General features: G+C 48.6%; 23 protein-coding genes. 18 read left to right on the forward strand and 5 right to left on the reverse strand.

The genetic code is table 11. The features are described 5' to 3' along the window. Nucleotides 1-27: 27 nt before the first annotated feature. From ABID13_RS24895 to ABID13_RS24910, 4 genes are all read left to right on the forward strand, one after another. Nucleotides 28-492, forward strand: coding sequence for a hypothetical protein (locus tag ABID13_RS24895; protein ID WP_007860963.1), 465 nt, complete (start codon nucleotides 28-30; stop codon nucleotides 490-492). Nucleotides 493-616: 124 nt separating this feature from the next. Further along, on the forward strand, nucleotides 617-1,282 hold the full coding sequence (locus ABID13_RS24900) for a YkgJ family cysteine cluster protein (RefSeq protein ID WP_045092817.1): 666 nt from the start codon (nucleotides 617-619) through the stop codon (nucleotides 1,280-1,282). Nucleotides 1,283-1,360: 78 nt separating this feature from the next. Next, nucleotides 1,361-1,900: a nitroreductase family protein gene (locus ABID13_RS24905; RefSeq protein ID WP_045092818.1), complete on the forward strand. Its 540-nt coding sequence runs from the start codon at nucleotides 1,361-1,363 to the stop codon at nucleotides 1,898-1,900. Between the two features lie 20 nt (nucleotides 1,901-1,920). Further along, entirely contained in the window at nucleotides 1,921-2,850 is a 930-nt protein-coding gene (locus tag ABID13_RS24910; RefSeq protein ID WP_048929736.1) for a ketopantoate reductase family protein, read from the forward strand. A gap of 19 nt (nucleotides 2,851-2,869) precedes the next feature. Here the strand turns inward: ABID13_RS24910 and ABID13_RS24915 are convergent, their stop codons facing one another. Beyond that, nucleotides 2,870-3,304 (reverse strand): SGNH/GDSL hydrolase family protein, encoded by a 435-nt coding sequence (locus ABID13_RS24915; protein WP_197092175.1) that lies wholly within the window; start codon nucleotides 3,302-3,304, stop codon nucleotides 2,870-2,872. 335 nt (nucleotides 3,305-3,639) lie between these two features. Between ABID13_RS24915 and ABID13_RS24920 the strand changes: the two genes are divergently transcribed. After that, nucleotides 3,640-4,539, forward strand: coding sequence for a hypothetical protein (locus ABID13_RS24920; protein ID WP_007860949.1), 900 nt, complete (start codon nucleotides 3,640-3,642; stop codon nucleotides 4,537-4,539). 38 nt (nucleotides 4,540-4,577) lie between these two features. Next, a complete protein-coding gene (locus ABID13_RS24925) occupies nucleotides 4,578-4,934 on the forward strand; it encodes an arsenate reductase family protein (protein ID WP_007860948.1) in 357 nt (118 codons plus the stop codon). A 130-nt stretch (nucleotides 4,935-5,064) separates the two neighbouring features. Here ABID13_RS24925 and pdaA read toward each other — a convergent pair whose 3' ends face one another. From pdaA to ABID13_RS24945, 4 genes are all read right to left on the reverse strand, one after another. Next, entirely contained in the window at nucleotides 5,065-5,922 is an 858-nt protein-coding gene (pdaA, locus tag ABID13_RS24930) for a delta-lactam-biosynthetic de-N-acetylase (protein WP_048929737.1), read from the reverse strand. Nucleotides 5,923-6,021: 99 nt separating this feature from the next. Then, nucleotides 6,022-6,567, reverse strand: a complete 546-nt coding sequence (locus ABID13_RS24935; RefSeq protein WP_007860946.1) for a GNAT family N-acetyltransferase — start codon at nucleotides 6,565-6,567, stop codon at nucleotides 6,022-6,024. A 61-nt stretch (nucleotides 6,568-6,628) separates the two neighbouring features. After that, nucleotides 6,629-7,051 (reverse strand): DUF2000 domain-containing protein, encoded by a 423-nt coding sequence (locus ABID13_RS24940; RefSeq protein WP_007860938.1) that lies wholly within the window; start codon nucleotides 7,049-7,051, stop codon nucleotides 6,629-6,631. A gap of 151 nt (nucleotides 7,052-7,202) precedes the next feature. Beyond that, nucleotides 7,203-8,243 (reverse strand): LacI family DNA-binding transcriptional regulator, encoded by a 1,041-nt coding sequence (locus ABID13_RS24945; protein WP_048929738.1) that lies wholly within the window; start codon nucleotides 8,241-8,243, stop codon nucleotides 7,203-7,205. A 338-nt stretch (nucleotides 8,244-8,581) separates the two neighbouring features. On the opposite strand from ABID13_RS24945, the gene ABID13_RS24950 reads away from it, so the two are divergent. The 12 genes from ABID13_RS24950 (at nucleotide 8,582) to ABID13_RS25005 (ending at nucleotide 22,356) form a co-directional block, all read left to right on the forward strand. Further along, nucleotides 8,582-9,556, forward strand: a complete 975-nt coding sequence (locus ABID13_RS24950; protein WP_048929739.1) for an NHL repeat-containing protein — start codon at nucleotides 8,582-8,584, stop codon at nucleotides 9,554-9,556. A 12-nt stretch (nucleotides 9,557-9,568) separates the two neighbouring features. Beyond that, nucleotides 9,569-10,537, forward strand: a complete 969-nt coding sequence (locus tag ABID13_RS24955; RefSeq protein WP_048929740.1) for an NHL repeat-containing protein — start codon at nucleotides 9,569-9,571, stop codon at nucleotides 10,535-10,537. A gap of 33 nt (nucleotides 10,538-10,570) precedes the next feature. Beyond that, entirely contained in the window at nucleotides 10,571-11,266 is a 696-nt protein-coding gene (locus ABID13_RS24960; protein ID WP_048929741.1) for an RraA family protein, read from the forward strand. A 104-nt stretch (nucleotides 11,267-11,370) separates the two neighbouring features. After that, nucleotides 11,371-13,143 carry a sensor histidine kinase gene (locus ABID13_RS24965; RefSeq protein WP_197092176.1) on the forward strand — a complete coding sequence of 591 codons (1,773 nt, stop codon included), beginning with the start codon at nucleotides 11,371-11,373 and terminating at the stop codon, nucleotides 13,141-13,143. Then, nucleotides 13,121-14,680: a response regulator transcription factor gene (locus ABID13_RS24970; RefSeq protein ID WP_048929743.1), complete on the forward strand. Its 1,560-nt coding sequence runs from the start codon at nucleotides 13,121-13,123 to the stop codon at nucleotides 14,678-14,680. The genes ABID13_RS24965 and ABID13_RS24970 overlap by 23 nt, the downstream gene beginning before the upstream one ends. Nucleotides 14,681-14,855: 175 nt before the next feature. Further along, nucleotides 14,856-16,358, forward strand: coding sequence for an ABC transporter substrate-binding protein (locus ABID13_RS24975; RefSeq protein ID WP_082173854.1), 1,503 nt, complete (start codon nucleotides 14,856-14,858; stop codon nucleotides 16,356-16,358). A gap of 60 nt (nucleotides 16,359-16,418) precedes the next feature. Then, nucleotides 16,419-17,375 carry an ABC transporter permease gene (locus ABID13_RS24980; protein WP_048929745.1) on the forward strand — a complete coding sequence of 319 codons (957 nt, stop codon included), beginning with the start codon at nucleotides 16,419-16,421 and terminating at the stop codon, nucleotides 17,373-17,375. Between the two features lie 17 nt (nucleotides 17,376-17,392). Further along, entirely contained in the window at nucleotides 17,393-18,265 is an 873-nt protein-coding gene (locus ABID13_RS24985) for a carbohydrate ABC transporter permease (protein ID WP_048929746.1), read from the forward strand. 33 nt (nucleotides 18,266-18,298) lie between these two features. Then, the gene (locus tag ABID13_RS24990; protein WP_048929747.1) at nucleotides 18,299-19,453 is read left to right on the forward strand and encodes a Gfo/Idh/MocA family protein; all 1,155 of its coding nucleotides are present in this window, start codon (nucleotides 18,299-18,301) and stop codon (nucleotides 19,451-19,453) included. 36 nt (nucleotides 19,454-19,489) lie between these two features. Next, nucleotides 19,490-20,230, forward strand: a complete 741-nt coding sequence (locus ABID13_RS24995) for a sugar phosphate isomerase/epimerase family protein (RefSeq protein ID WP_082173856.1) — start codon at nucleotides 19,490-19,492, stop codon at nucleotides 20,228-20,230. Nucleotides 20,231-20,280: 50 nt separating this feature from the next. Next, entirely contained in the window at nucleotides 20,281-21,246 is a 966-nt protein-coding gene (locus ABID13_RS25000) for a sugar phosphate isomerase/epimerase family protein (RefSeq protein ID WP_048929749.1), read from the forward strand. Nucleotides 21,247-21,282: 36 nt separating this feature from the next. Beyond that, on the forward strand, nucleotides 21,283-22,356 hold the full coding sequence (locus ABID13_RS25005; protein ID WP_048929750.1) for a Gfo/Idh/MocA family protein: 1,074 nt from the start codon (nucleotides 21,283-21,285) through the stop codon (nucleotides 22,354-22,356). Nucleotides 22,357-22,531 lie beyond the last annotated feature (175 nt).

Below are 22,531 nucleotides of genomic sequence, written 5' to 3' on the forward strand. Positions count from 1 at the left end.
GAAATGAAGATGACAGGAGGTTCTTTTATGAAGAAAGACAGAATTGATAAATGGTGCAGGATCAGGGATCTGGCATTCCTGTTCTGTTTTGTGTGTATTGTATCCATGATCATGTTTCCCATCAACAGCATTTTGGGGTTACATGTGCCCAAGGGGATACTCACCGTATGGACGGCGGTCATAGGGATTTCACCCTTTCCGGCACTGATCCTGCGGGCCGTCACGGCCAGAAGAGCCAGATGGGATGTGCCGGATCTAAACCGGATCCTGCCAGACAGCGGAAGCATGTTAAAGGAGGTGGAGCGGGGTAAGGGGAAGGGGTATGAAACCGCAAAACAGTTTAACCAGGTGTGCCTGCTATCCCTCCTTGTGCTGCCCATAAACCGTATGCTGGGTATCACGCTGCCGGTATGGGTCATGGGAATCTGGACGGCGGTGGCGGCAGGATCCGCGGTCACACTGATGGTCATGAAAAACAGAGCCCCCCGGTGAACCGGGAAAAAGAATCGAAAAACCACAGTTGCGCCGGGATGGAAAAGAATGGTATACTTACAGCATACATGGCTGTACAGGTATCATCATACCGGTAAATTAAATGAAGCGAGAGGATTTTGTTATGGAGCGCAATGTCAGTCTGGAAGAGATATCAGACGGAAAACGATATGAGGGCAATGATCTGGTAAAAGCAGACTGCGGTGACTGTGAGGGATGTTCGGCCTGCTGCCAAGGCATGGGAAGTTCCATTCTTTTGGATCCCTATGACATAAAGCGTATGGAGGAAGGGCTGTGCATGGATTTTAACCAGTTGATGGCGGGCCATATTGAGCTGAATGTGGTGGATCATGTTATTCTCCCCAACCTGAAGATGACTGGAAGCGGGGAGAGGTGCAGTTTTCTGGACGGACATGGCAGGTGCAGCATCCATCCGTACCGTCCCGGCTTTTGCAGGCTGTTTCCACTGGGAAGGGTATACGAGGACCGTTCCTTCCGGTATTTTCTGCAGATCCACGAATGTCCCAGGGAGAACCGGACCAAGGTCAAGGTACGCAAGTGGGTGGATACACCGGACTTCAAGTCCTATGAACGGTTTGTGGCGGACTGGCATTATTTCCTCAAGGACCTGGGAGAGCGGCTGAAGGAAAGTGGAAACCAGGAAACTATAAAAGCCGTGAACATGTATGTGCTGAACCAGTTTTATGTCACGCCTTACAAGGCAGGGGAAGATTTTTATCCCCAGTTTTACCGGCGGCTGGAAGCAGCCGCAGCCATTGCAGCTGTTTGATGTTCAGCATTGGAACGCTGCTTCTGAGGGCCGCACCCTGTTGGGGCGGGCATGGATCAAAACAAGGAGGATGGATAAATGGATCTGGATATGATATTAAAAGAGAGAAGAAGTATACGCAAATTCAGGGAAGGGGCCGCGGTGGACCCGGCCCTGGTGAAGGAGATGCTGCAGGCCGCTGTCCAGGCACCGTCCTGGAAAAATTCTCAGACAGCCAGATATTATGTGGTCATGTCCAAAGAGATGTTAGGCAAGGTAAAGGCATCCTGCCTTCCGGAATTTAATCAGAAAAACTGCAAGGATGCCCCTGTGCTGATCGTCACTGCATTTGTAAAAAACCATTCCGGCCATGACAACCAGGGGAACCCGGTCAATGAAGTGGGCAATGGATGGGGCTGCTATGACCTGGGCCTCCACGACAGCCATCTGATACTGAAGGCAAAGGATCTGGGACTGGATACCCTGATCATGGGAATACGTGACGCGGATGCCCTGAGGGAGCTTCTGGACATAGGCCAGGACCAGGAGGTGGTGTCTGTCATTGCCGTGGGATACAGGGATATTGACCCGGCAGGGCCTGGCAGGAAGGGTCTGGACGAGACCGCACGCTTCTATTAAAGGATGGAGGATTGATTTATATGGACAGGATCAGGCGGGTATCCATTGTGGGAATGGGAGCCCTGGGTATTTTATACGGGGATTTTTTTGCAGGGACCCTGGGGCAGGAGCAGGTGACGTTCCTGGCTGACAGTGACAGGGTGAAGAATTATAAGGATCATCCGGTATACTGTAATGACAGGGAATGGAAGTTTCAGGTTCAGGACGGGGCGGTGCCGGATTCCAGGGGAGCGGCGCAGCTGATACTATTTGCCGTTAAGGCCACGGCATTGGAGGCAGCGGCCCGGGCTGTTAAAAACCAGGTGGGGAAGGATACGATCATACTGTCCGTGCTCAACGGCATCAGCAGCGAGGAAGTTATTGGCCACATCCTTGGGAGGGAGCATATGCTGTACTGCGTGGCCCAGGGCATGGATGCGGTGAAGCTGGGAAACCGGCTTACATACTCCCATATGGGAGAGATCTGCATCGGCATACCTGAGTCCGAGGCGGAAAAGGAGCCCCTTTTGAAAAAGGTCACAGACCTGTTTGATGAGACAGGGCTGCCCTACACAAGGGAAGCCGATATTCTGCGCCGTCTCTGGTGTAAATGGATGCTTAACGTGGGGGTGAACCAGGCTGTTATGGTGGCTGAGGGAACCTATGGGACCGTGCAGAAGCCGGGCAAAGAGCGGCATATGATGATGGATGCAATGGCAGAGGTAGTGGCCCTGGCGGAAAAGGAGAACATACAGGTGACAGGAGAGGATCTGCAAAGCTATGTGGACCTGGTGGATACCCTGAATCCGGAGGGAATGCCCTCCATGCGTCAGGATGGTCTGGCGCACAGGCGGTCCGAGGTGGAGTTTTTTGCAGGCACAGTGATCCGGAAAGCAGAAAAGCACGGACTGGATGTGCCGGTGAACCGGGAACTGTACCAAAGGATCACAGAGATGGAGAAGGCATATTAGGCTTCAGGAATGGTTTATATCATAAAAGGGACAGGAGCATGGGAAATGCCGCCGTATGGGCAGTGGTTCCCGGCCCCCTGTCCCTGATCATTTTGGGGTGATTGATTCCACCTATATGCATCCATCTGGGCGTTACAGTGGACGCATCTAAGAACATACAGCCCTGAACTTTGGCAACCTCCTCATACAGTGGGGAAAGGCTGCGGGATTTGGCCGGAGCCGTGAGGCCAAAGCTGGCATATGGGCAGTGGACCATGTCCTCGCCGATATAGACCGGTGAAACGATCAGGACCTGGGGGATCTTGTATCCCGGGCCGTAGTCCATATGCTGCATCATGCAGCAAAGGCGTTCCATCCCACGCCGTGGTGCGTGAGCCCATTCCCTCCTGGATGACATAGTATTCGGGACCTGACAGGACCTGCAGGCGTCCGGGCCACCGGGTATTCCAGGCATGGCGGCCTCCCTTGGGATTGGTGCCGAAGGTATTGGAATCCCCAAAACAGAGAAGATTGATCATGAACAATGCCTCCTTATTTTTTGCTGATTCCTATGATATTACAAGTGATAGTAAAATGCAGGGATTTATGATAAAATATACAAAATATCAACTCCCGGAGTCTCCCAGGCACCCATCTTTACGGCTGATTTCCCGCCAGCCGCACACAAATTTATTCAACGTACACACCGTGTACGCCTCATAAATTTATGCACAGCTGACAAAAAATCATCTCGCAAATCTGAGTACCAGGAGACTCCGAGAGTACACAAAACTGTAACAGGAGGAAACAATGAAAAATCTGCCTAAGGAGTTTTTTGGGAGGACGGCGCGGGCTATACTGTTTATCGGCCTTGTGGTTGTATTTTGTACCACTGTGTCAAGCGCAGGCATGTTCCTGGCATCCAGGTTCGGACTTACCCAGTCCAGGGAGCAGGTTCCCCTGACCGCTCTATCCATTGGACGGGACGGGGAGGTTAAACTGCCCCAGAGAGGGAAGATGGTAGAGGGAAATGGATGGAAGCTGAGAAATTCCAGGGACATATACACGCTGACACTGGATAATGCAGTGATCGAGGAAGCGGAGGAGGGGGAAGCACGGGCGGCTGTCTGCATTTCCGGGGATCTGATCATGGAACTGAGGGAAGGCAGCGGAAACTGGATACACTCTGAGGGGGTGGGGATATTGGCGGACTCCGGAACCCTGGTCATCCGGGGAAACGGCAGCCTGGAGATCAGCGCGGGACAGACCGGCATTGACGCAGCGGATCTGGAGCTGGCCGGAAAGGAGAGCGTGATCCGGGCTGAGGCTGAGGATGGGATCGGAATACGGGCCGCATCACTGGCTGTGGATGAAGGTCTGGGACAGCTGAAGGTCAGTGGAAATTCAGGGGCGGTGATCACGGCAAAGCCGGAACCGGCGTCTCCGGATCTCCGGATCCATAAGGATGTGCAGATCACCCCTCAGTCCACAGGAATCAGGGAGTTTAAGAGCACTTTTATAGGCGGCAAAAGCGGCAAAGATGGTAAGGATGGCAGAGATGTCAGGGATGGAGCCGGTGAGAAGGAAGCTGAAGGGGAAAAGATCCGCTATAATGTGAAGACCTTTTCCTCGGAAGCCTCGGTGGCCTATGATGAGGGGACAGGCTGCTTTGCGGGGGCAAAAAAGGAGATCACCCTTACGGGAAAATAATAAAAATAAAAGTAAATGCAAGAAAGGAACATGAGATCATGAATATGACCGTATTATGCTATAAGAAATGCAGTACATGCCAGAAGGCGTTAAAATGGCTGGATGCCAACGGGATCCAATACCAGGAGCGCCCCATCAAGGAAGAGCATCCAAGTGAGGCTGAGCTGAAAGCATGGTATGAGAAGAGCGGGCTGCCACTGAAGAAGTTCTTTAATACAAGCGGCAATCTTTATAAGGAAATGGCGCTTAAGGACAAACTTCCCCAGATGAGCGAGGAAGAGCAGCTGGCACTTCTGGCAACCGATGGAATGCTGGTCAAACGCCCTCTGGTGGTGGCGGATGATTTTGTACTCACCGGGTTTAAGGAAGGCGAGTGGAAGGAAAAGATGATGTAGGGACCAAAAACGGGCCGTCAAAGGAAGAGAAGATCCTTCCTCTGGCGGCTCTTTTTTGGAGAGTGTTTATTGTAATCAGTTTGAATGCGGAAATATCTGGGAAATCTGCGCCTGAGGCGCAAAGGTAATACTATTGGGCCGCCACCAGGTCATCCAGGGAACCGAAGCGGTAACCCATTTTCTCCCATTTGGTCAGAAGTTCATCCAGGATCTGGGCGTTGGTCTTGGAAGTACTGTGCAAAAGGACAACAGCGCCGGGGTGAATGCGTCCTAACAGCTTTTTAAATGCTTCCTCCTTGGAGGGCTGCTTATCTTCATACCAGTCAACATAGGCAAGACTCCAGAAAAATGTCCTGTATCCCATGTCGTTTGCCATTTTCAGGTTGCTCTCACTGTACTTGCCCTGGGGCGGGCGGTAGTATTTTTTCATGGGCTGGCCTGTGGTCTGCTGGAACAGGGTTTCCAGGTCATTTAACTCTTTTTCAAAGCTCTCCTTGGTGGAGATCTTAGACATATCCGGGTGGTGGAAGGTGTGGTTTCCCACGGTGTGGCCTTCCGCTACCATGCGCTTTACCAGATCCGGGCTGGTTTCCAAATAGTTGCCCACCAGGAAAAAGGTGGCGGGTACATTGTGCTTTTTTAACGCATCCAGGATCGTGGCAGTGTTGCCGTTTTCATAACCCGCATCAAAGGTGAGGTAGATCACCTTATCCTGGGTATTCTGGCAATAGTATGAATTAAACTGCTTCAGGTAATCTGCAGTGGCATTTCCCACAGGCGTCTGGCCCTCAACCGGAAAGCTTAAGCCCCAGTTCCCATCGGCCGATGCCGCCTCCGCCTCCGGGGTATTGGCATAGTTTGCGGTCTGGAGCCCCCTGTTGTACTCCACCACCTGGGCGGTGAGACGTCCGGCGCAGAATGCCAGGACAAATAGCAGGGTGGTCCGCAGCAGTTTTTTCATAGGGAGTCTTCTGAGTTTGTTTTTCATTCTGATCGGTTTCCATTTCAGAAGTGTTTAGTTAAGTATATCGGAATAGGGGATGTATCATTCCTGGAAAGGGAAATTAATATTTGGAAACCGTTACCCTCAGTGGGCAAGGGCGTGTGTGCCCTTGTCCACTGAGGGGATGATCCGTTTGTACATGATGCTGCGGGGAAGGGAGCCGTACTTCTGCGTGGTGGTTACAACCTTATAGCCCAGGTTCAGGAAATTGTTAAGACTGTAGGTGTTGTCCGGGTGAACAGTCCCCATGAGATGGCAGAAGGAGGTGGCGGACAGGTAAGTCTCGCCGTGGGCCATCAGGCCATACTGAAGGCGGCGGCCCCGAAACCGGGGCAGCACGGCCAGGGAATCCATGTAAGCCACGTTCAGGAGTTCCTTTTCATCCAGGTCCATATAGTGCCCCAGGCTGGTATCCGTAAGACCGGGATAATGAATAATAAAAAATGCGCCCACCTGTCCGTCCTCCACTGCCTTAAAGACAATGCCCTTGGCGGGATCCTCTATGTGTTCCCTCACATACTCTTCGGTATCAATGCAATACCAATCCTTGTGTTCCAGAAGGGAATAGGCAAGGTTCATGATGCGAAAAATCTCCCCTGTATCCTCCGGTCCTGCTTTTAAAAATTCCACTGTGCGTACCTCCCTGGCGTTGATTATAATAAAAATATAGTATCATGCCACGCTGGATTTGTCATCTCAGCAGGGGAAGATTGCCGGTCAGTTTGTTTACCAGTTTCTTGCTTCCGCAGATTCCAATACCCAGATACTGGAATTCCTTTTCCTCTGCAAGGGAAGCCTTGCGGATAAATTCGTCATAGGTCTTACAGCTCTGGGCCACATCGGAAAAATCCACCACCATTAAATCAGAAAAATCCGGTTCATAAAGCTGCTCCCGGATCGTGCGGATCCGGTCCCTGTCCGCTTTCAGGATAGGTACGGGAAATTCAATGATCCCAAGATGTTCGTACCCGCTTTTATCCAGGACATCAGGTCCCACTGTTTCCGGCATATATTTTCCCAATGTAATGCCCATGATCCCCGCTGTATTTGCAATGATGCCAAGGGGAAGGTCCTGATCCATTACCATAACGCATTTTCTGTTCTGCATGTCCATGTGTGATTGCTCCTTTTTACTTTCAATAATAATGGTTTGTAATACGTAATGCTTCAAGGCATATGTTACCATGGGAACGAAAATGTTTCTTGCAGGATATGACACCTGGATGAGCGGCGAGATTTCTAGTAAGGCTCTTTCGTAGGGTTCTTTAGTAGGGTTCCAAGTAACTGGTCGACTTATTGATCGTCAGCCGGGCCTGAAGGATCTGACGCTTTTTTTCAGAACTGTCGGGAGCATCGATCCGCTGGAGAAGAATCTGAGATGCCGCCAGGCCCAGCTCATGGCAAGGCTGATAGATGGCGGTAATGCCGGGGGAGATGAGCTTGCACCATTCCCAATAAGAATCAACGACACATAATCCCATATCCTGGGGCATGTTGATGGATTGGGCGCGCAGTTCATAGAGGGTCTTCCATATCAGCCGGGAACCGCCTCCTATAAAGATTCCTTTCCGGTTACCCGGATCAGAATGAATGTCATATAGGATCTGACTCAGATCATCTAAATGTTGTTCATCAATGATATGCAGATACGTTTGCGGATCATCATGGAGGCGCCTGTTTACAAAGGCGGCAAAGGCATCCAAGCGGTCGCGTTTGGAATCCAACTCCGTATAGGGGGTGGAGAAAAAATGTATTGTTTGATACCCGCTCATCCACATGTGTTCCAACGCATCATTGACAATACTGCGCTGATCAATATAGACAGAGTCATACTCCCAGGAATCGCTGCAGCGGTCCATGAGCACAATGGGGGTTCCCTGCTGGCAGAGCTTATGAGCCAGTCCAAAATTGTCAGAAGAACATGCTCTCCATATGATGCCATCGACTTGCTGTGACCAGCAGGCCTGGAGGTATTTACGTTCAGTCTGCGGATCATTGTAGGTGTTGTATAAAACGGTCGTGCAGTCGGCGCGCCGGCATTCGTCATAGATTCCCTGCAGGTAGACCGAGATATCTGCACCATTGAGATGAGAAAAAATGATGGCAATGGTCTTGCTTTTTTTATTTTTTAGATTGCGGGCATGATAACTAGGCTGGTAATCTGTCTCCTGAATGGCAGCCTCAATACGCAGACGGGTGGATTCTGACATGGTTTTATAATTCCCGTTCAGATAATGGGAGATGGTTGCTTTGGAGACACCCACCAGCTTTGAAAGTTCTGTAATCGTTATTTTTTTATTTATCATTTTTAATCCTGCCTTAACTTTAACTTCAATCGAAACAAGTGAACTGATTCACTGACCAACAGATCGCATTTCATTCAGTATATCGTTTAAAGCTGTAAACCGCAATGGGTATACGAAAAAACATAAAAATCAGTTGACATATGAAAATGGCCAGTGTATAGTCATGATAGTGAACCGGTTAACTAATCGAAAAATGATAAATTTAGCGATAAAATAAAGAAATGGTGGATTTATAAGATGGTTATTCGGTTTATGTACGGCCGGAGTGTGGCCGCCTATTAGTAGAGTATACTCTTGGAGACTCCGGGAGTACACTGGATGTGGAGGAGGAGATTAGGATGAAAGGCGAAAATAAACATCCAATCCAGATTAGGGCAAAAGAGATGTCTAGGAGAGAGAACTCTTTTGCATCAGAAGAGATTTACGGCAGCGGGGGATTTTCCTACAGGTTCCTATGGGACTGGGCAAAGCTGCCGCCTGAGATCAAAGGCTTTGAAATCTGCGGAGTCTGCTGTGATAAGGACGGATATGTGTACATAGCAACCCGGGCGCCGGGCTATCCGGTCGCTGTTTTTTCTCCTGGAGGAGAGTGGGTCAGATACATCGGACAGGAGGTGGAGACAGGTTCCCCCCATGGTATTTATATTGATGAGGAATTTCACATCTGGCTGACAGACCGCGACCGCCATGTGGCATATGAATGGGATCAGGACGGAAGGCTTTTGAGGATGCTGGGCAAATATGGGTGTCCTTCTGATACAGGGGTCAATGATACGGTAAGAGATACCAGACTTATCTTTTATACAGAAAAAAGACTTGGTGAACCGTTTAACCAACCTACAAGGATCGTCAGGGCGCCTAATGGAGATCTGTATGCATCGGACGGATATGCCAATACGGCGGTCCACCACTTTTCGCAGGAGGGAAAGCTTCTGAACTCCTGGGGAGGATTGGGAACGGAACCGGGAAAGTTTGGCATTGTGCACAGCGTTTGGGCCGACCGTCTTGGCAGAGTATGGATTGCGGACAGAGAATTTGACCGTGTACAGGTATTTGACGGAGAGGGACATCTGATCAAGGTCATTGACAACCTTCTGTATCCCACAGATGTCACGGCGGATGACCACTATATTTATATAGCGGAGCGGGAAGGGCGCATTTCCATTTATAATTATGACCTGCAATTAACTGCACAGATCGGATATTGGCTGAGTTCGATCATTCCGCACAGCATGGCAGTGGACCACAATGGAAATTTATTTTTAGGACAGCTTTGGGGTAATTATAATCTGGTCAAGCTGGAGAGGCAATAGGGGGCTAAAAGGATGGTTAAGCATTTGCATATGTTTAAGGATGTGCGTTCAAAGGCGGAGCACGGTAATCAGATTAACTGTGAGTGTGTTCTGCAGTGCGGTCAGTTCCGCTACCGCTATTATTGGGACTGGGCAAAATTTCCAATGGAACTGCAGGGGTGTACGGTAGCGGGCGTGGCCTGCGATTCTCATAATAATGTATACGCGGCCGTGCGTGCACCGGGATGCCCGGGCATTGCTAAATTTGCTCCGGACGGAACGTTCCTGGGATATTATGGGAAAGGGATTCAAAAAGGAAGGCCGCATGGGATCTATATTGATAAAGAAGACCATATCTGGCTTACAGATGATACTTGTCATGTGGTATATAAATTTGATCAGGAAGACCAGGTCATGCTCACTTTGGGAATGTGGGGACTGGGTTCAGATACCGGTGTAGACACCACCATAGACAGTCATCTGCGGTATCTGACGATCCGGCGCATGGCCGGGCCGTTTAATATGCCCACCGGCATTACAGAAGGGGCCGAGGGAGACATATACATATCAGACGGATATGGGAACGCCGCGGTCCACAGATTTGATCATCAGGGGGAGCTGATCAGTTCCTGGGGTGGTCCTGGAAATGGAGAGGGAGAGTTTAACATCCCCCATGGGGTGTGTGCAGACCGCATGGGACGGGTCTGGACCGCAGACCGGGACAATGACCGCGTGCAGATATTTGACCCCAAGGGAGAACTGCTCCATATCATAGACGGTCTGCTGTATCCGGCAGGCCTATGGAACGATGGAACATATACGTATATAGCGGAGATGGATGGCCGCATTTCTGTTTACGATATGGGAGTTCAGCTGAGCGCACAGCTTGGCTATTGTGCGTCCATATTCAAGGCGCACAGCATAGGCGGGGATGGCGATGGAAATCTGTATCTGGGCCAATTTTCCAGTTACCGGCTGCCGAAGCTGGAACGCATACAATAAGGTTTACTCAAAAATTCTAGGAGGTAATTTATTATGTCAGTGGGAAATCGTGTTTATTTGAAGAGAGATCTTCCGTCCAAGGAGCTGATCCAGGCATTCCGTAAAATTCCGGCAGCTGTGATCGGGGACTGTATGGGCCGTAACTGTGCACTGCACTGCTCGATCCGCCTCATGTCCAAACCTGTTAAAAACATGTGCGGACCTGCGTTGACTGTTCAGAGCCGGGGAGGGGATAACCTGTTTTTCCATAAAGCCTTGGATATGGCGCAAGAAGGGGATGTCATTGTAATGGCTACCAGTTTTTGTGACACAAATTCCGTTGCAGGTGAAAATATTGCGGCAAACGCCACCTTTAAAAAGCTGGGAGGCCTGGTCTTTGATGCGCCTATCCGCGATATCAAGGGGATTTCTAAAATGGAACTTCCTGTATATGCAACCGGCACGACACCGGGAGGACCGCATAAAAGTGCGCCGGGAGAGATCAATGTCCCCATTTCCTGCGGCAGCTGCTTTATCTATCCGGGGGATATCATTGTTGGAGATATGGACGGCGTAGTGGTCGTTCCGTTAGGAGATGCAGAGGCAGTACTGGAAGCGGCGCAGAAGTATTATGTGGCGGATATGCATTCCCAGGAAGAAGCGGCAGCAGGTTCCTGGAACCGTGAGTGGATCGACAGGGATCTGAAAGCCGCAGGTGTGGAGATCATAGACGGTTGCTGCCGCAGATAAGCGTCTTTTTATCTGCAAAGAGACGGCAGCGTGGTTTCATGCTTAAGATCTGGATCAGGTCTGGATCAGCGGATATCTTTTGACATATGCCGGTGATGAGTAGTATGATAGTACATATTGGAATCGGGGGCAAGTATATGAAGCGGCATTGGCAGGGCTCTATTAAATTTAAGCTGGCAATGATACTGATGGGGATTTTGATCCCGTTGGTGGCGTATTTGATATTCTATAACTTTTTTATGATCCGGGCCATGAATGAAAAGATCACGGATTCCAACAGGGAGACCTTGCAGCTATACTGTATGAATATAGAAGACGATCTGTCCGTCATTGAAAAGAGGATGCTGAATCTGGTCACCGGCAATGTGGATTTTGCTTCCCTGCGGTATCAGGTGGATGATCTCAAAGCGTATCTTTCCGCTTATGAGGTCATGCAGCAGTATAATGGGTGGTTCTCGGAACATTCCTCCATTGGAGCCCTGTATCTTGTCAGTAAGGATAATCATATATACCGGGCTGCGTATCATCAGGATGGATATGGGTTAGAGACAAAGGAACAGATCAAACAGTGGATCACGGAAGTTACAGATAATGGCCGGTATGACCCAGACTGGTTTACGGAGCGCTTTGATGAGGAAGAGTTTCTGTGCCGGATATTTCGGGCAGGCGGAGCGTATACGATCTGCATGATCGATCTGGATAACATAAAATTGCAGAAAAGCGGTAATGCCTATATTGAAAACGGACAGATTGTCTTTTATAAGGACGGTATGCCCATGACACAGAGAGATATGGTGGCCAGGGAACGGATCGCATTGGGTAAGGACAGAGATGAGAGATCTTATATTGCAGGTGAAAAGAACAGGTATCTGGTTGTGGAGTCCCAACTGGAAAAAACCGATCTGATCGCGGCACTGCTGATCCCATATAACGGGATGCTCTACACCTTAAACAGAACCCAGATCCTGCTCTTTTTCCTGGCGCTTTCAACCGCACTGCTGATCCCGCTGGCCTATTATCTCCTTCACCGCACCTTTATACGCCCCATGTCCGTACTCCTGGAAACGATCCACAAAATTTCCCATGGAAATATGGAAGCGAAGATAGACGAAGACTACCATAATGCGGAATTTAACTATGTGGCGGAGTCTTTTAATGATATGATGGATCAGATCCATATGTGGAAGACCAGCTATTATGAAAAAGAACTTGCAGAGCGTCAGATCCATCTGCAGTATCTCCAGCGTCAGATAAGGCCTCACTTTTATCTCAACTGTCTGAAAAACTTATATGGGATGGTACAGGAAAAGAAATATAAGGAGACCCAGGAAACGATTCTGGAGCTTTCCAAATATCTGCGGTCCATGATGCAGGATCAGGTCTCCAATATCCCGCTGGGCAAGGAGATGGAGCACGTGCGGAGCTTTTTGGCAATCTATCAGCTCAGTTCCGCATACAGCATCGGGTATCAGGAAAATATTGCACCGGAACATCGCTGCTGTCTGATTCCACCCATCAGCATCCTCACCTTTGTGGAAAATTCCATCAAATACGGGATCAGGGATGATAGAAATCTACTGATCTCAATACGCACAAAGGTGCTGGCATTTGAAGAAAAACAGATCCTGAATATTGTGATCGCAGATAATGGCCATGGGTTTTCAAAGGACCTGATGGACAGGATCAATTCTTTTTGTGACTACGAGCCCAATGAAGGGCATATTGGCATTTATAACGTTATTCAGAGACTGCATTATCTGTATGAAGATGAAGCGGGACTGGTTGTCTCAGGAAAAGACGGCGCGGTCATCGAATTATTTATACCCGTATGCGTGCGGAAAGAGGGGGAAGAACATGACGCTGATGATATTAGATGACCAGACCAATGTGGTCAGGGGGATCATGTCAGGTGTTGACTGGGAAAAACTGGGGTTTGAAAAGGTGATACCAACCTATCATGTGGCAGAGGCGAGAGCGATCATGGAAATACAACCGGTGGATGTGCTGCTGTGCGACATTGAGATGCCGGTTGAAAACGGCCTGTCCTTTTTGCATTGGATACGGAGTAAAAATTTGCAGACAGAGTGTATATTTTTGACGGCGCATGCAGAGTTCCAATACGCACAGGAGGCAGTGCGCCTGGATAGCTGTGACTATATTATCCAGCCTGCGCCTTATGAAGAGATACAGAGCGCCGTGGAGCGGGCCATTATAAAGATAAAAGAGCGGCATGAAGAGAGGGGACACAGCGATATCGGGCGTGCGGTGAGCAAGTCCAAGAGCGCCATAGAAGGCGGGATGCTCAGGGATTTTTTGCTGGGCTATGATACGAATAATTATCATGAATTTGAAAAGCTGGGAGTGGTCCCTTCCTTATCCAGGAGCGCATATCTGGCATTGATCAATATCGTGGATGCAGAGGATGATAAGCTGGATGAATTATATCTGGTGCAGTACGCCTTTGGCAACATCCTCACAGAACTGTTTGCCCCCTATGAACAGCAGATATATCTGGCTGTTTTAGATGAACGTAATATTGCGTTAGTTATCAGTCCGATGAAGGATTATCAGATCGATCAGGGCGGGGTGGAGCGATTGCTGACTATTTTTTGTAATGTAAGCAAACAATATTTCGGCCCGCGTTTGGCGTGTTATGTGAAGTTGTGCCAGAAGCTGGAATATGCCGGTTTGGCTGTAAAGGAACTTATGAACAGGAGAGAATATAATGTTTCCATGAAGGACGGCATCTTTTTTTCTGATGCAAATGAAAAAAAGGTCCGGCAGATCACGCATGTGACATACAGCAGTACTTTAAGGACGCTCTTTGATGATAAGCTATATGTATCCGTGATGGAAAGTACTGAAAAATATTTGGACGACCTGGCCGAGAAGGGGCAGCTGTCAAAACAAACATTGGAGGAATTTTACCAGGAATTTTTGATGGTATGCTATTCATTGAAAGAATGGGAGTCTGTACGAAAGAGCCTGAGCGATAGCCCGGGAGCGGAATTATTTCACCAGGCGGACCGGTCGATTATGGATATGAAGCAGTTTGTGAGATATATTGTGGGAAAGCTGAGCGAATGTGCGGATGGCGGGGGAAATGAAGTGGAGAAAGCGATTTCGTATATACATGATAATATAGAGCAGGAGTTAAAGGTCTCGGAATTGGCAGAATATGTACACTTAAGCCCCAATTACCTCAATAAGAAATTTAAGAATGAGACCGGAATTTCCATCAAAGAATATATCATCCAGGAAAAACTGAATTTGGCACATACTCTTCTCACGACCACAAATCTGCCGGTCAATATTGTATCCTCCAAGGTCGGCTACAGTAATTTTGCGTATTTTTCCAAGATTTATAAGCAGGTAAAGGGAAAAACACCGTCAGAGGAGAGACTGAAGGATTAAAAAGTAATAGGAATAGAGTGATTTGTGATAAAGGCAGCCGTTTGTTTGTATAGGACGGCTGCTTTTTGTTTGAAAAGTGATAGTAAGAAATTCATAAATTATAGAAAGATAAGAACTGATAATTTATAATAAAGTCACATTCAGATCTGATAAAAGGAAGGGAGAACAAAAAGGTATGCGAAAACTCAAACTATTTCTAGCGGTATGTTTGATGACAGCGGCATTGACAGCCTGCTCGGGAAATACATCATCACAGACAGACACATCATCTTCTGCAGGGGAAACAACAGAAGACACAGTCACGCTGAAGCTTGTATTTCAGGGAGATGCAGATTCAGCAGAGCTTAAAAAAGTGCAGGAGGCCATGAATGCCGTTACGGTCCCGGCCATCAACGCCAAGGTAGAACTGACCAGGATCAGCCACGGCACATTCAACGATCAGCTGAACCTGATCTTATCCTCCGGCGAGGAGGTAGACCTTGTAAACCTGCGTCAGTTAAACACCATAACATTGACTAGCAACGGAACGATCCGTCCTCTGACACAGCTGCTGCAGGAGTACGGCAAAGAGACCTACGAAGCGATCAGTGAGAGTGACTGGGAGTGCTGCTATATCGATGGGGAGATCATGGTAGTGCCGTCCAATAAGGACAAAGCGTTCCAGATGTGCATCCTGATGGATAAGGCAATCTGTGATGAACTGGATATCCCATATGGAACCAACGCAACGCTGGACGAGATCCACGACTATCTGGTACGTGTCAAGGAAGCATATCCGGATATGTATCCGTTGGTCACAGAAGCCGGCGGAAGTTTGCACAACCATCTTGGAAACGATGAGCTGGGTGATAACTTTGGCGTCATTGTTGACATTTACAATGATGACCTGGTTGTTGAAAACCTGTTTACATCTGACTTATTTATAAATCTCTGCCAGCAGATGTGGGATTGGGCCCAGGAGGGGCTGATCATGCCGGACGGTGCTTCCAATACGGATACGGCCAACAGCCTGATGGCAGCCGGAAAGGCATTTGCCCGCATTAATACCAGGAAACCCGGCTATGAGAATGAGCGCAGTGTGCAGATTGGAAAGGAAGTTGTTTCCTTAAGCTTTATGGAGCCCTTTACAATGACGGATGCGGTTTCCACTACATACGGATGGGCAATCCCGTATTCCTCCAAGCATCCTGAAAAAGCAATGCAGTTATTGAACATGCTCTATACCAATCCGGAATTAGCAAACATCATGTGCAACGGTGTGGAGAACGAGCACTGGGTTTATACAGATGAGAATAAAACAAATATCAAATATCCGGACGGAAAGACATCTGCAAACGTAGGTTACGGCCGTGTTACTTATGTACAGCCGAATCAGCAGATCACGATCCCGTGGGATGGCGATCCGGTTGATATCTGGGATCAGATGGATGAATTCAACCGCACGGCCCATGCTTCACCGGCAAAGGGCTTTGTATATGATAACAGCAATGTCCTGAATGAAGTGACTGCCTGTATGAATGTCAAGAATAAGTATTGGAATGGCCTGCTCTGCGGTTCCATGGATCCTTCTGTGGCGATCCCGGAGATGAATACAGAACTGGAGGCAAACGGTATTGACAGGATCATCGCAGAAAAACAACGTCAGTTAGACGAGTGGGCTGCGGGGCGTGATCAGTGATCATAGGGACAAGGTCAGGAGTGGCGGATCAAACGCTGCTCCTGCTATAGGAGAAAATATATGGAAGCAGGTGCAAAAACAAAAAGGGAAACAGCGGTGTTTTCGGACTTACGGAGAAAATATGGCCGGTATATGCCGCTTTACGTGATGATGCTCCCTGGAATACTGTATCTGGTCATTAATAATTATCTTCCAATGGCAGGTATCACCTTGGCGTTTAAACAGGTGGATTATCGGGTAGGGATCCTTAAAAGCCCGTGGGTAGGATTTTCTAACTTTGAATTCCTCTTTCGTTCCACAGATGCCTTTGTCATTACCAGAAATACCCTGTTATATAACGGAGTGTTCCTGCTGTTAGGACCAGTTTTAGGCATTACAGTGGCCATTGTTTTAAGTGAGATCAGATCGAAAATGGCTAAGAAAGCATATCAGACCATTGTTCTTATCCCCTATTTGATCTCAATCGTTGTAGTCAGCTACCTGGTGTATGCGTTTTTGGCTACAGACGCGGGATTTATCAATAACAGCATTTTGAAACCCCTTGGCATAGAAGGCGTCCGATGGTATTCGACAAAAAAATATTGGCCGTTTATCCTTGTTATCGTTCATTTTTGGCAGGATATCGGGTACAGCACCATTATTTATTATTCCACGGTAGTTGGTCTGGATCCCACTCTGTATGAGGCGGCCGCCATAGACGGTGCGGGAAGATGGAAGCAGATCCTTTGTGTTACACTGCCGGGATTAAAATCTACGATCATTACTTTAACATTGCTCCGCGTGGGAAAGATATTCTATTCGGACTTTGGATTATTCTATCAAGTCCCTATGAATTCAGGACCGCTGTATGATGTCACGAATACCATTGATACATATGTATACCGGGGACTTATGCAGCTCTCTAATATTGGAATGTCTTCCGCTGCAGGATTCTATCAGTCGGTTGTTGGATTTTTGTTTGTGCTGACAGCGAATCTGATCGTTCGGAAGATCAGTAAAGAAGATGCCTTATTTTAGAAAAGAGGAATTGCGATATGGTAAAAAAAGACCGGGTATTCCAGACCGCTGCCAATGTGTTTATGATTCTGCTGTGTGCGTGCTGTGTACTTCCTTTTCTGTTATTGATCGTATCATCCTTAACAGATGAAAACACGCTGATACGAAATGGATACTCATTTTTTCCTGAAAAATGGAGCTTATATGCTTATAAATATATGTTTACACGATCCGGGTCCATTATCCGGGGATATGCCATCACTGTCGGCGTGACAGTCATAGGTACGGTATGTAATTTGATGCTGACCGTGCTGATGGCGTGGCCCTTATCCAGAAAGGATCTGCCGCACCGAAATAAACTGGGGTTCTTTGTTTATTTCACCATGCTGTTTAACGGAGGCGTGGTTCCCGCGTACATCATGTGGACACAGGTGTTCCATATAAAAAATACATATTTGGCATTGATATTGCCGAATCTTTTGATGAGTGCTTTTTATATTATGATGACGCGGACCTATTTTTCATCCAATATCCCGGATGCAGTTGTGGAAGCCGCCAGGATTGACGGCGCCGGAGAATTTCGCATTTTAACCCAGGTGGTACTGCCGATGTCCCGGCCGATCATGGCAACGCTGACGCTTTTGGTAGGACTGAAATATTGGAATGACTGGGTCAATGGACTGTATTATGTCACGAAGCCGGAATATTACAGTGTCCAGGTACTGCTGAACCGAATGCTGAAAGACGCGCAGGCAATGATGGAATTTTCCGCGGATCCGACAGCGGTTTTGCCGTCTACCAGCTATAAGATGGCCATAGCAGTGGCAGGCGCGCTTCCTGTCCTGGCAATCTATCCGTTTTTCCAGCGCTATTTTGTGAAAGGCATTGCGATCGGTGCAGTAAAAGGTTAATCGATAAATGGAATTTATAGGAGGAGAGAATATATGTCTGATCAGGTATTATCAAAGTTTACGCCGGATACACAGGAAGAGACGGATTACAGTAAGGCAAAGGTACTGAAATTTGGTATTATAGGCACGGGATGGATTGCAGAAGCTTATATTGAATCGATCCAGAAATGCCCGGATATTGAAATCACAGCAGCGGCAGAAGTGATTCCTGGAAAAGCGGAGAGATTCTTTGAGAAATTTGGTATGGAAGGCGTTCATTTATACGGGGATCACAGGGCGATGCTGGAAACGGAGAAGGATCTGGATGCAGTCTGCGTCTGCACCTATAATACCCAGCATGCTGTATGTGCGATTGATGCATTGAACGCAGGGATCAACGTGATCCTTGAGAAGCCCATGACAGTAACACTGGACGAAGCGGTTCAGGTAGTCAGGGCAGAGAAAGCGTCCGGCAAGCTGCTTTCCATTGGATTCCAGCCCCGTATGGATGCCAATATGCAGATGATCCGCAGAATCGTTCAGTCAGGGGAGCTTGGAAAGGTGTATTACATCCAGACCGGAGGCGGACGCCGCCGCGGTATTCCCAACAGTACCTTTATTGAGAAAAAGACAGCGGGCATCGGCGCCCTTGGCGATATCGGCTGCTATTCGCTGGACATGGTGCTTAACGCCATCGACTATCCAAAGCCTTTGACGGTTTCAGGATATACTTCATCCTATTTTGGCGCGAATCCGAACTACAATACTCCTAAGGATGCGGCCAGATTTGATGTGGATGATTTTGCGGCGGCATTTATCCGCCTGGAAGGCGGTATTATCATTGATTTCCGCATTGCATGGGCCATGCATGTGGATACGCCGGGAGATACGATTATTTTCGGTACGGAGGGTGCTCTGCGCATCCCGTCTACCGAGTGCTGGAACGGAACAGTGGGCGGTCCAATGAAACTGTATAAGGATGTTGCAGGCAAAAGAGTGGAGACAGAGATCCCCATTGAGACAGAGATAAAAAATGCACGCGGGCTGTTCTATAAGAAGGTGCGTTCGTTTGCAAATGCGGTCCGAAACGGAGGCGGGGCACCGGTGCCTTCCGATCAGATCCTGCTGAATCAGGCAATTTTGGACGGCATTACACGATCAGCAAAGGCGGGCCGGGAAGTGGAGATCGAGCTTCCGAAGGATATCTGATGAGATACTTCGGAGAAGATAAAAGACGAGGAGGATATGATGAGTAAATTTGCTGTTCAGTTGTGGTCTATGCGGGATATCGCGGAAAAGGATCTGCTCAGGGCCATTGATGTGGCCGGAGAGATGGGATGGGACGGGGTGGAATTTGCTGGGTTCTTTGACATACCGGCGCAAAAGGTGAAGGAACATCTGCAGAAGTGGAACCTTACCCCTATATCTTCTCACGTGAAATTCCCGCTTTTATGGGAGCATCTGGATGAGGTGCTGGCGTATCACAAAGAACTGGGCGTCCAGTACATTATCTGCCCCAATGCGGCGGACTGGAGCGATATGCAAAAGACCGTAGAGATGCTGGATGAGATCCGGAAAAAAGTGGAGGATGCGGGTTTTGCCTTTTTATACCACAATCATAACCATGAGTTTGTGCCGGTGGAAGGTGTACGCCCCGTAGACCTGATCGCAGAAAAGGGGCTTCTCATGGAGCTGGATGTTTTCTGGGCCTGGGTTGCAGGGACGGATGTGGTTAAGTACATATGTGACCGTGGGGAGACGATCCGTTTCTTGCATGTCAAAGATGGAAATTTAAAAAAGGATACGCCCCGCGGCGGTAAGGCATGTGCCCTTGGACGCGGCTTGGTGCCCCTGGAGAAGATCCTGCAGGCGGCGCGCCGGATCGGTATAGACGACTGGTTCATTTATGAAAATGACGACAGTGAAAACAGTGCAGAACAGGCAAGGGCCAGCTTAGAGCTGCTGCACAGTCTGGACATACGTTGAATATCCCGGTGTAAGAACATTGGAATGGCAAAGGCAAGGAGGGGAATCACATGAAGTTAGGTGTATTTACATGTTTACTCAATCATCTTTCCTTAGAGGAAGCGTTACAATATTTCAGTTCTCTGGGGATCCAGATGATAGAGCTGGGCTGCGGCGGGACCCCGGGGAATGCACACTGCAATCCGGAAGTTCTGCTGCATGATGAAACGGCCATGAATGCTTTCCGGGACACGATCAAGAAATACAATATGGAGATCAGCGCATTAAGCTGTCACGGCAATCCCGTACATCCGCAGCAGGAAGTTGCAGACATGTATGATAGGGCGATCCGCAACGGTATCCTGATGGCGGAACGGCTGGGCATCCATCAGATCAATACATTTTCCGGGTGCCCGGGAGACCAGGACGGAGCAAAATATCCAAACTGGGTAACATGCCCGTGGCCGGACGATTTTTCAGAAATGTTAAAGTGGCAGTGGGAAGAAAAGCTGATCCCATACTGGCGGAAGTTAGTGCCTTTTGCAAAGGATCATGGCGTTGACAAGATTGCTTTTGAGATGCATCCAGGCTTCTGCGTCTATAATGTGGAAACAATGCTGAAAATCCGTGAGGCGGTAGGCCCTGAACTGGGAGCAAACTTTGACCCCAGTCATTTGGTATGGCAGGGAGTTGATCCGGTGGCGGCAATCCGGGCGTTGGGCGATTCAATTTTCCATTTCCATGCAAAAGATACCAGGATCGATGCCATCAACACGGCTGTGAACGGGGTACTGGATACCAAACACTATTCCGATGAGATCCATCGCTCCTGGATATTCCGCAGTGTTGGGTATGGCCATGATCTCCTGTATTGGAAAGATATCATTTCCGCGCTGAGAATGGCAGGGTATGACTATGCGATCAGTATTGAGCACGAGGACAGCCTGATGAGCCAGAACGAGGGATTATCCAAGGCGGTGGAATTCCTCAAACAGTGCATTACGTTTGAGGATGTCTCCGAGATGTGGTGGGCATAAGACCAAACAAAATTTATCGTTAGAAGAGGAATTCATATGGATACTGTAAAAACAGGTGTTGCGATCGTGGGCTATGGGGGCATGGGCGGATGGCATGTAAAAAAATTGTCCACCATGGAGGAAGGGGAAATCTGCGGTATTTATGATATCCTTCCTTTGCGCAGAAAAGCTGCACAGCAGGAAGGGCTCCATGCATATGATACGCTTGGGGAGCTTTTTGCTGATCCCGGTGTGGAAGTGGTGACCCTGGCTGTGCCGAATGACTGCCATAAAGATCTGGCCATCGCCGCAATGCGCGCGGGGAAAAATGTGGTGTGCGAAAAGCCGGTGGCGCTTTCGTCCGTAGAACTGCAGGAGATATTTGATGTATCTGAAGAAACCGGAATGCTTTTTACGGTACACCAGAACCGCCGTTGGGATGAGGATTATCTTACACTGAAAAAGATTTATGAAAATGGTACGCTGGGGCGGGTGTTTTCTATCGAATCCCGGGTGCAAGGTTCCCGCGGCATTCCGGGAGATTGGAGAAATACGAAGGAACATGGCGGGGGTATGGTGCTTGACTGGGGCGTGCATCTGCTTGACCAGATACTTATGATGATCCGCGAACCCATAGAATCTGTTTTTGCGCAGCTCACCTATGTAACGAATGAAGCGGTGGATGACGGATTTAAGATCCTGCTCCGTTTTGCGCCGAAAGAGGGAGAGGAGGAAGGGCTGTGTGTTCATGTGGAAGTGGGGACCAGCAACTTTATCTCTCTGCCGCGATGGTATATTCTGGGAGAAAATGGAAGCGCTGTCATTGACAACTGGAAAGTTGACGGAAAGATTGTAATGGTCTCCGATTGGGAAAAGCGGGATGCGGTTCCTGTTGTTACAGCGGCGGGGCTTACAAAGACCATGGCGCCGCGTACCAGCGAAACCGTAAAAGAATACCCTCTTCCAGTGGTCCATAGCGATGTGCGGGAGTTCTACCGCAATGTATTTAAGGCGATCCGGGGCGAGGAGGAATCCCTGATCAAGCATGAGGAGGTTATGAGAGTTATGCGGCTGATGGAGGCGGTTTTCCAGTCGGCATATACGAATCAGGCAGTAAAGCTGAGGATCTGATCAGGACAAAGAGATACTGAGAGGTATAAAAACACAGGCAGTGAGTCGGATATTGAGATGGGAACCTTTGGGTTCCCATCTCAGACTGTAGACAAAATGGTTCCTGGTGCGATGCACCCGGAACCATTTTGAATTTTATATAGAAATATATTGGTTCGAATATCCAGACAAAAGA

Origin of the sequence: Enterocloster citroniae (assembly GCF_040545455.1) — a bacterium.
Taxonomy (GTDB): domain Bacteria; phylum Bacillota; class Clostridia; order Lachnospirales; family Lachnospiraceae; genus Enterocloster; species Enterocloster citroniae.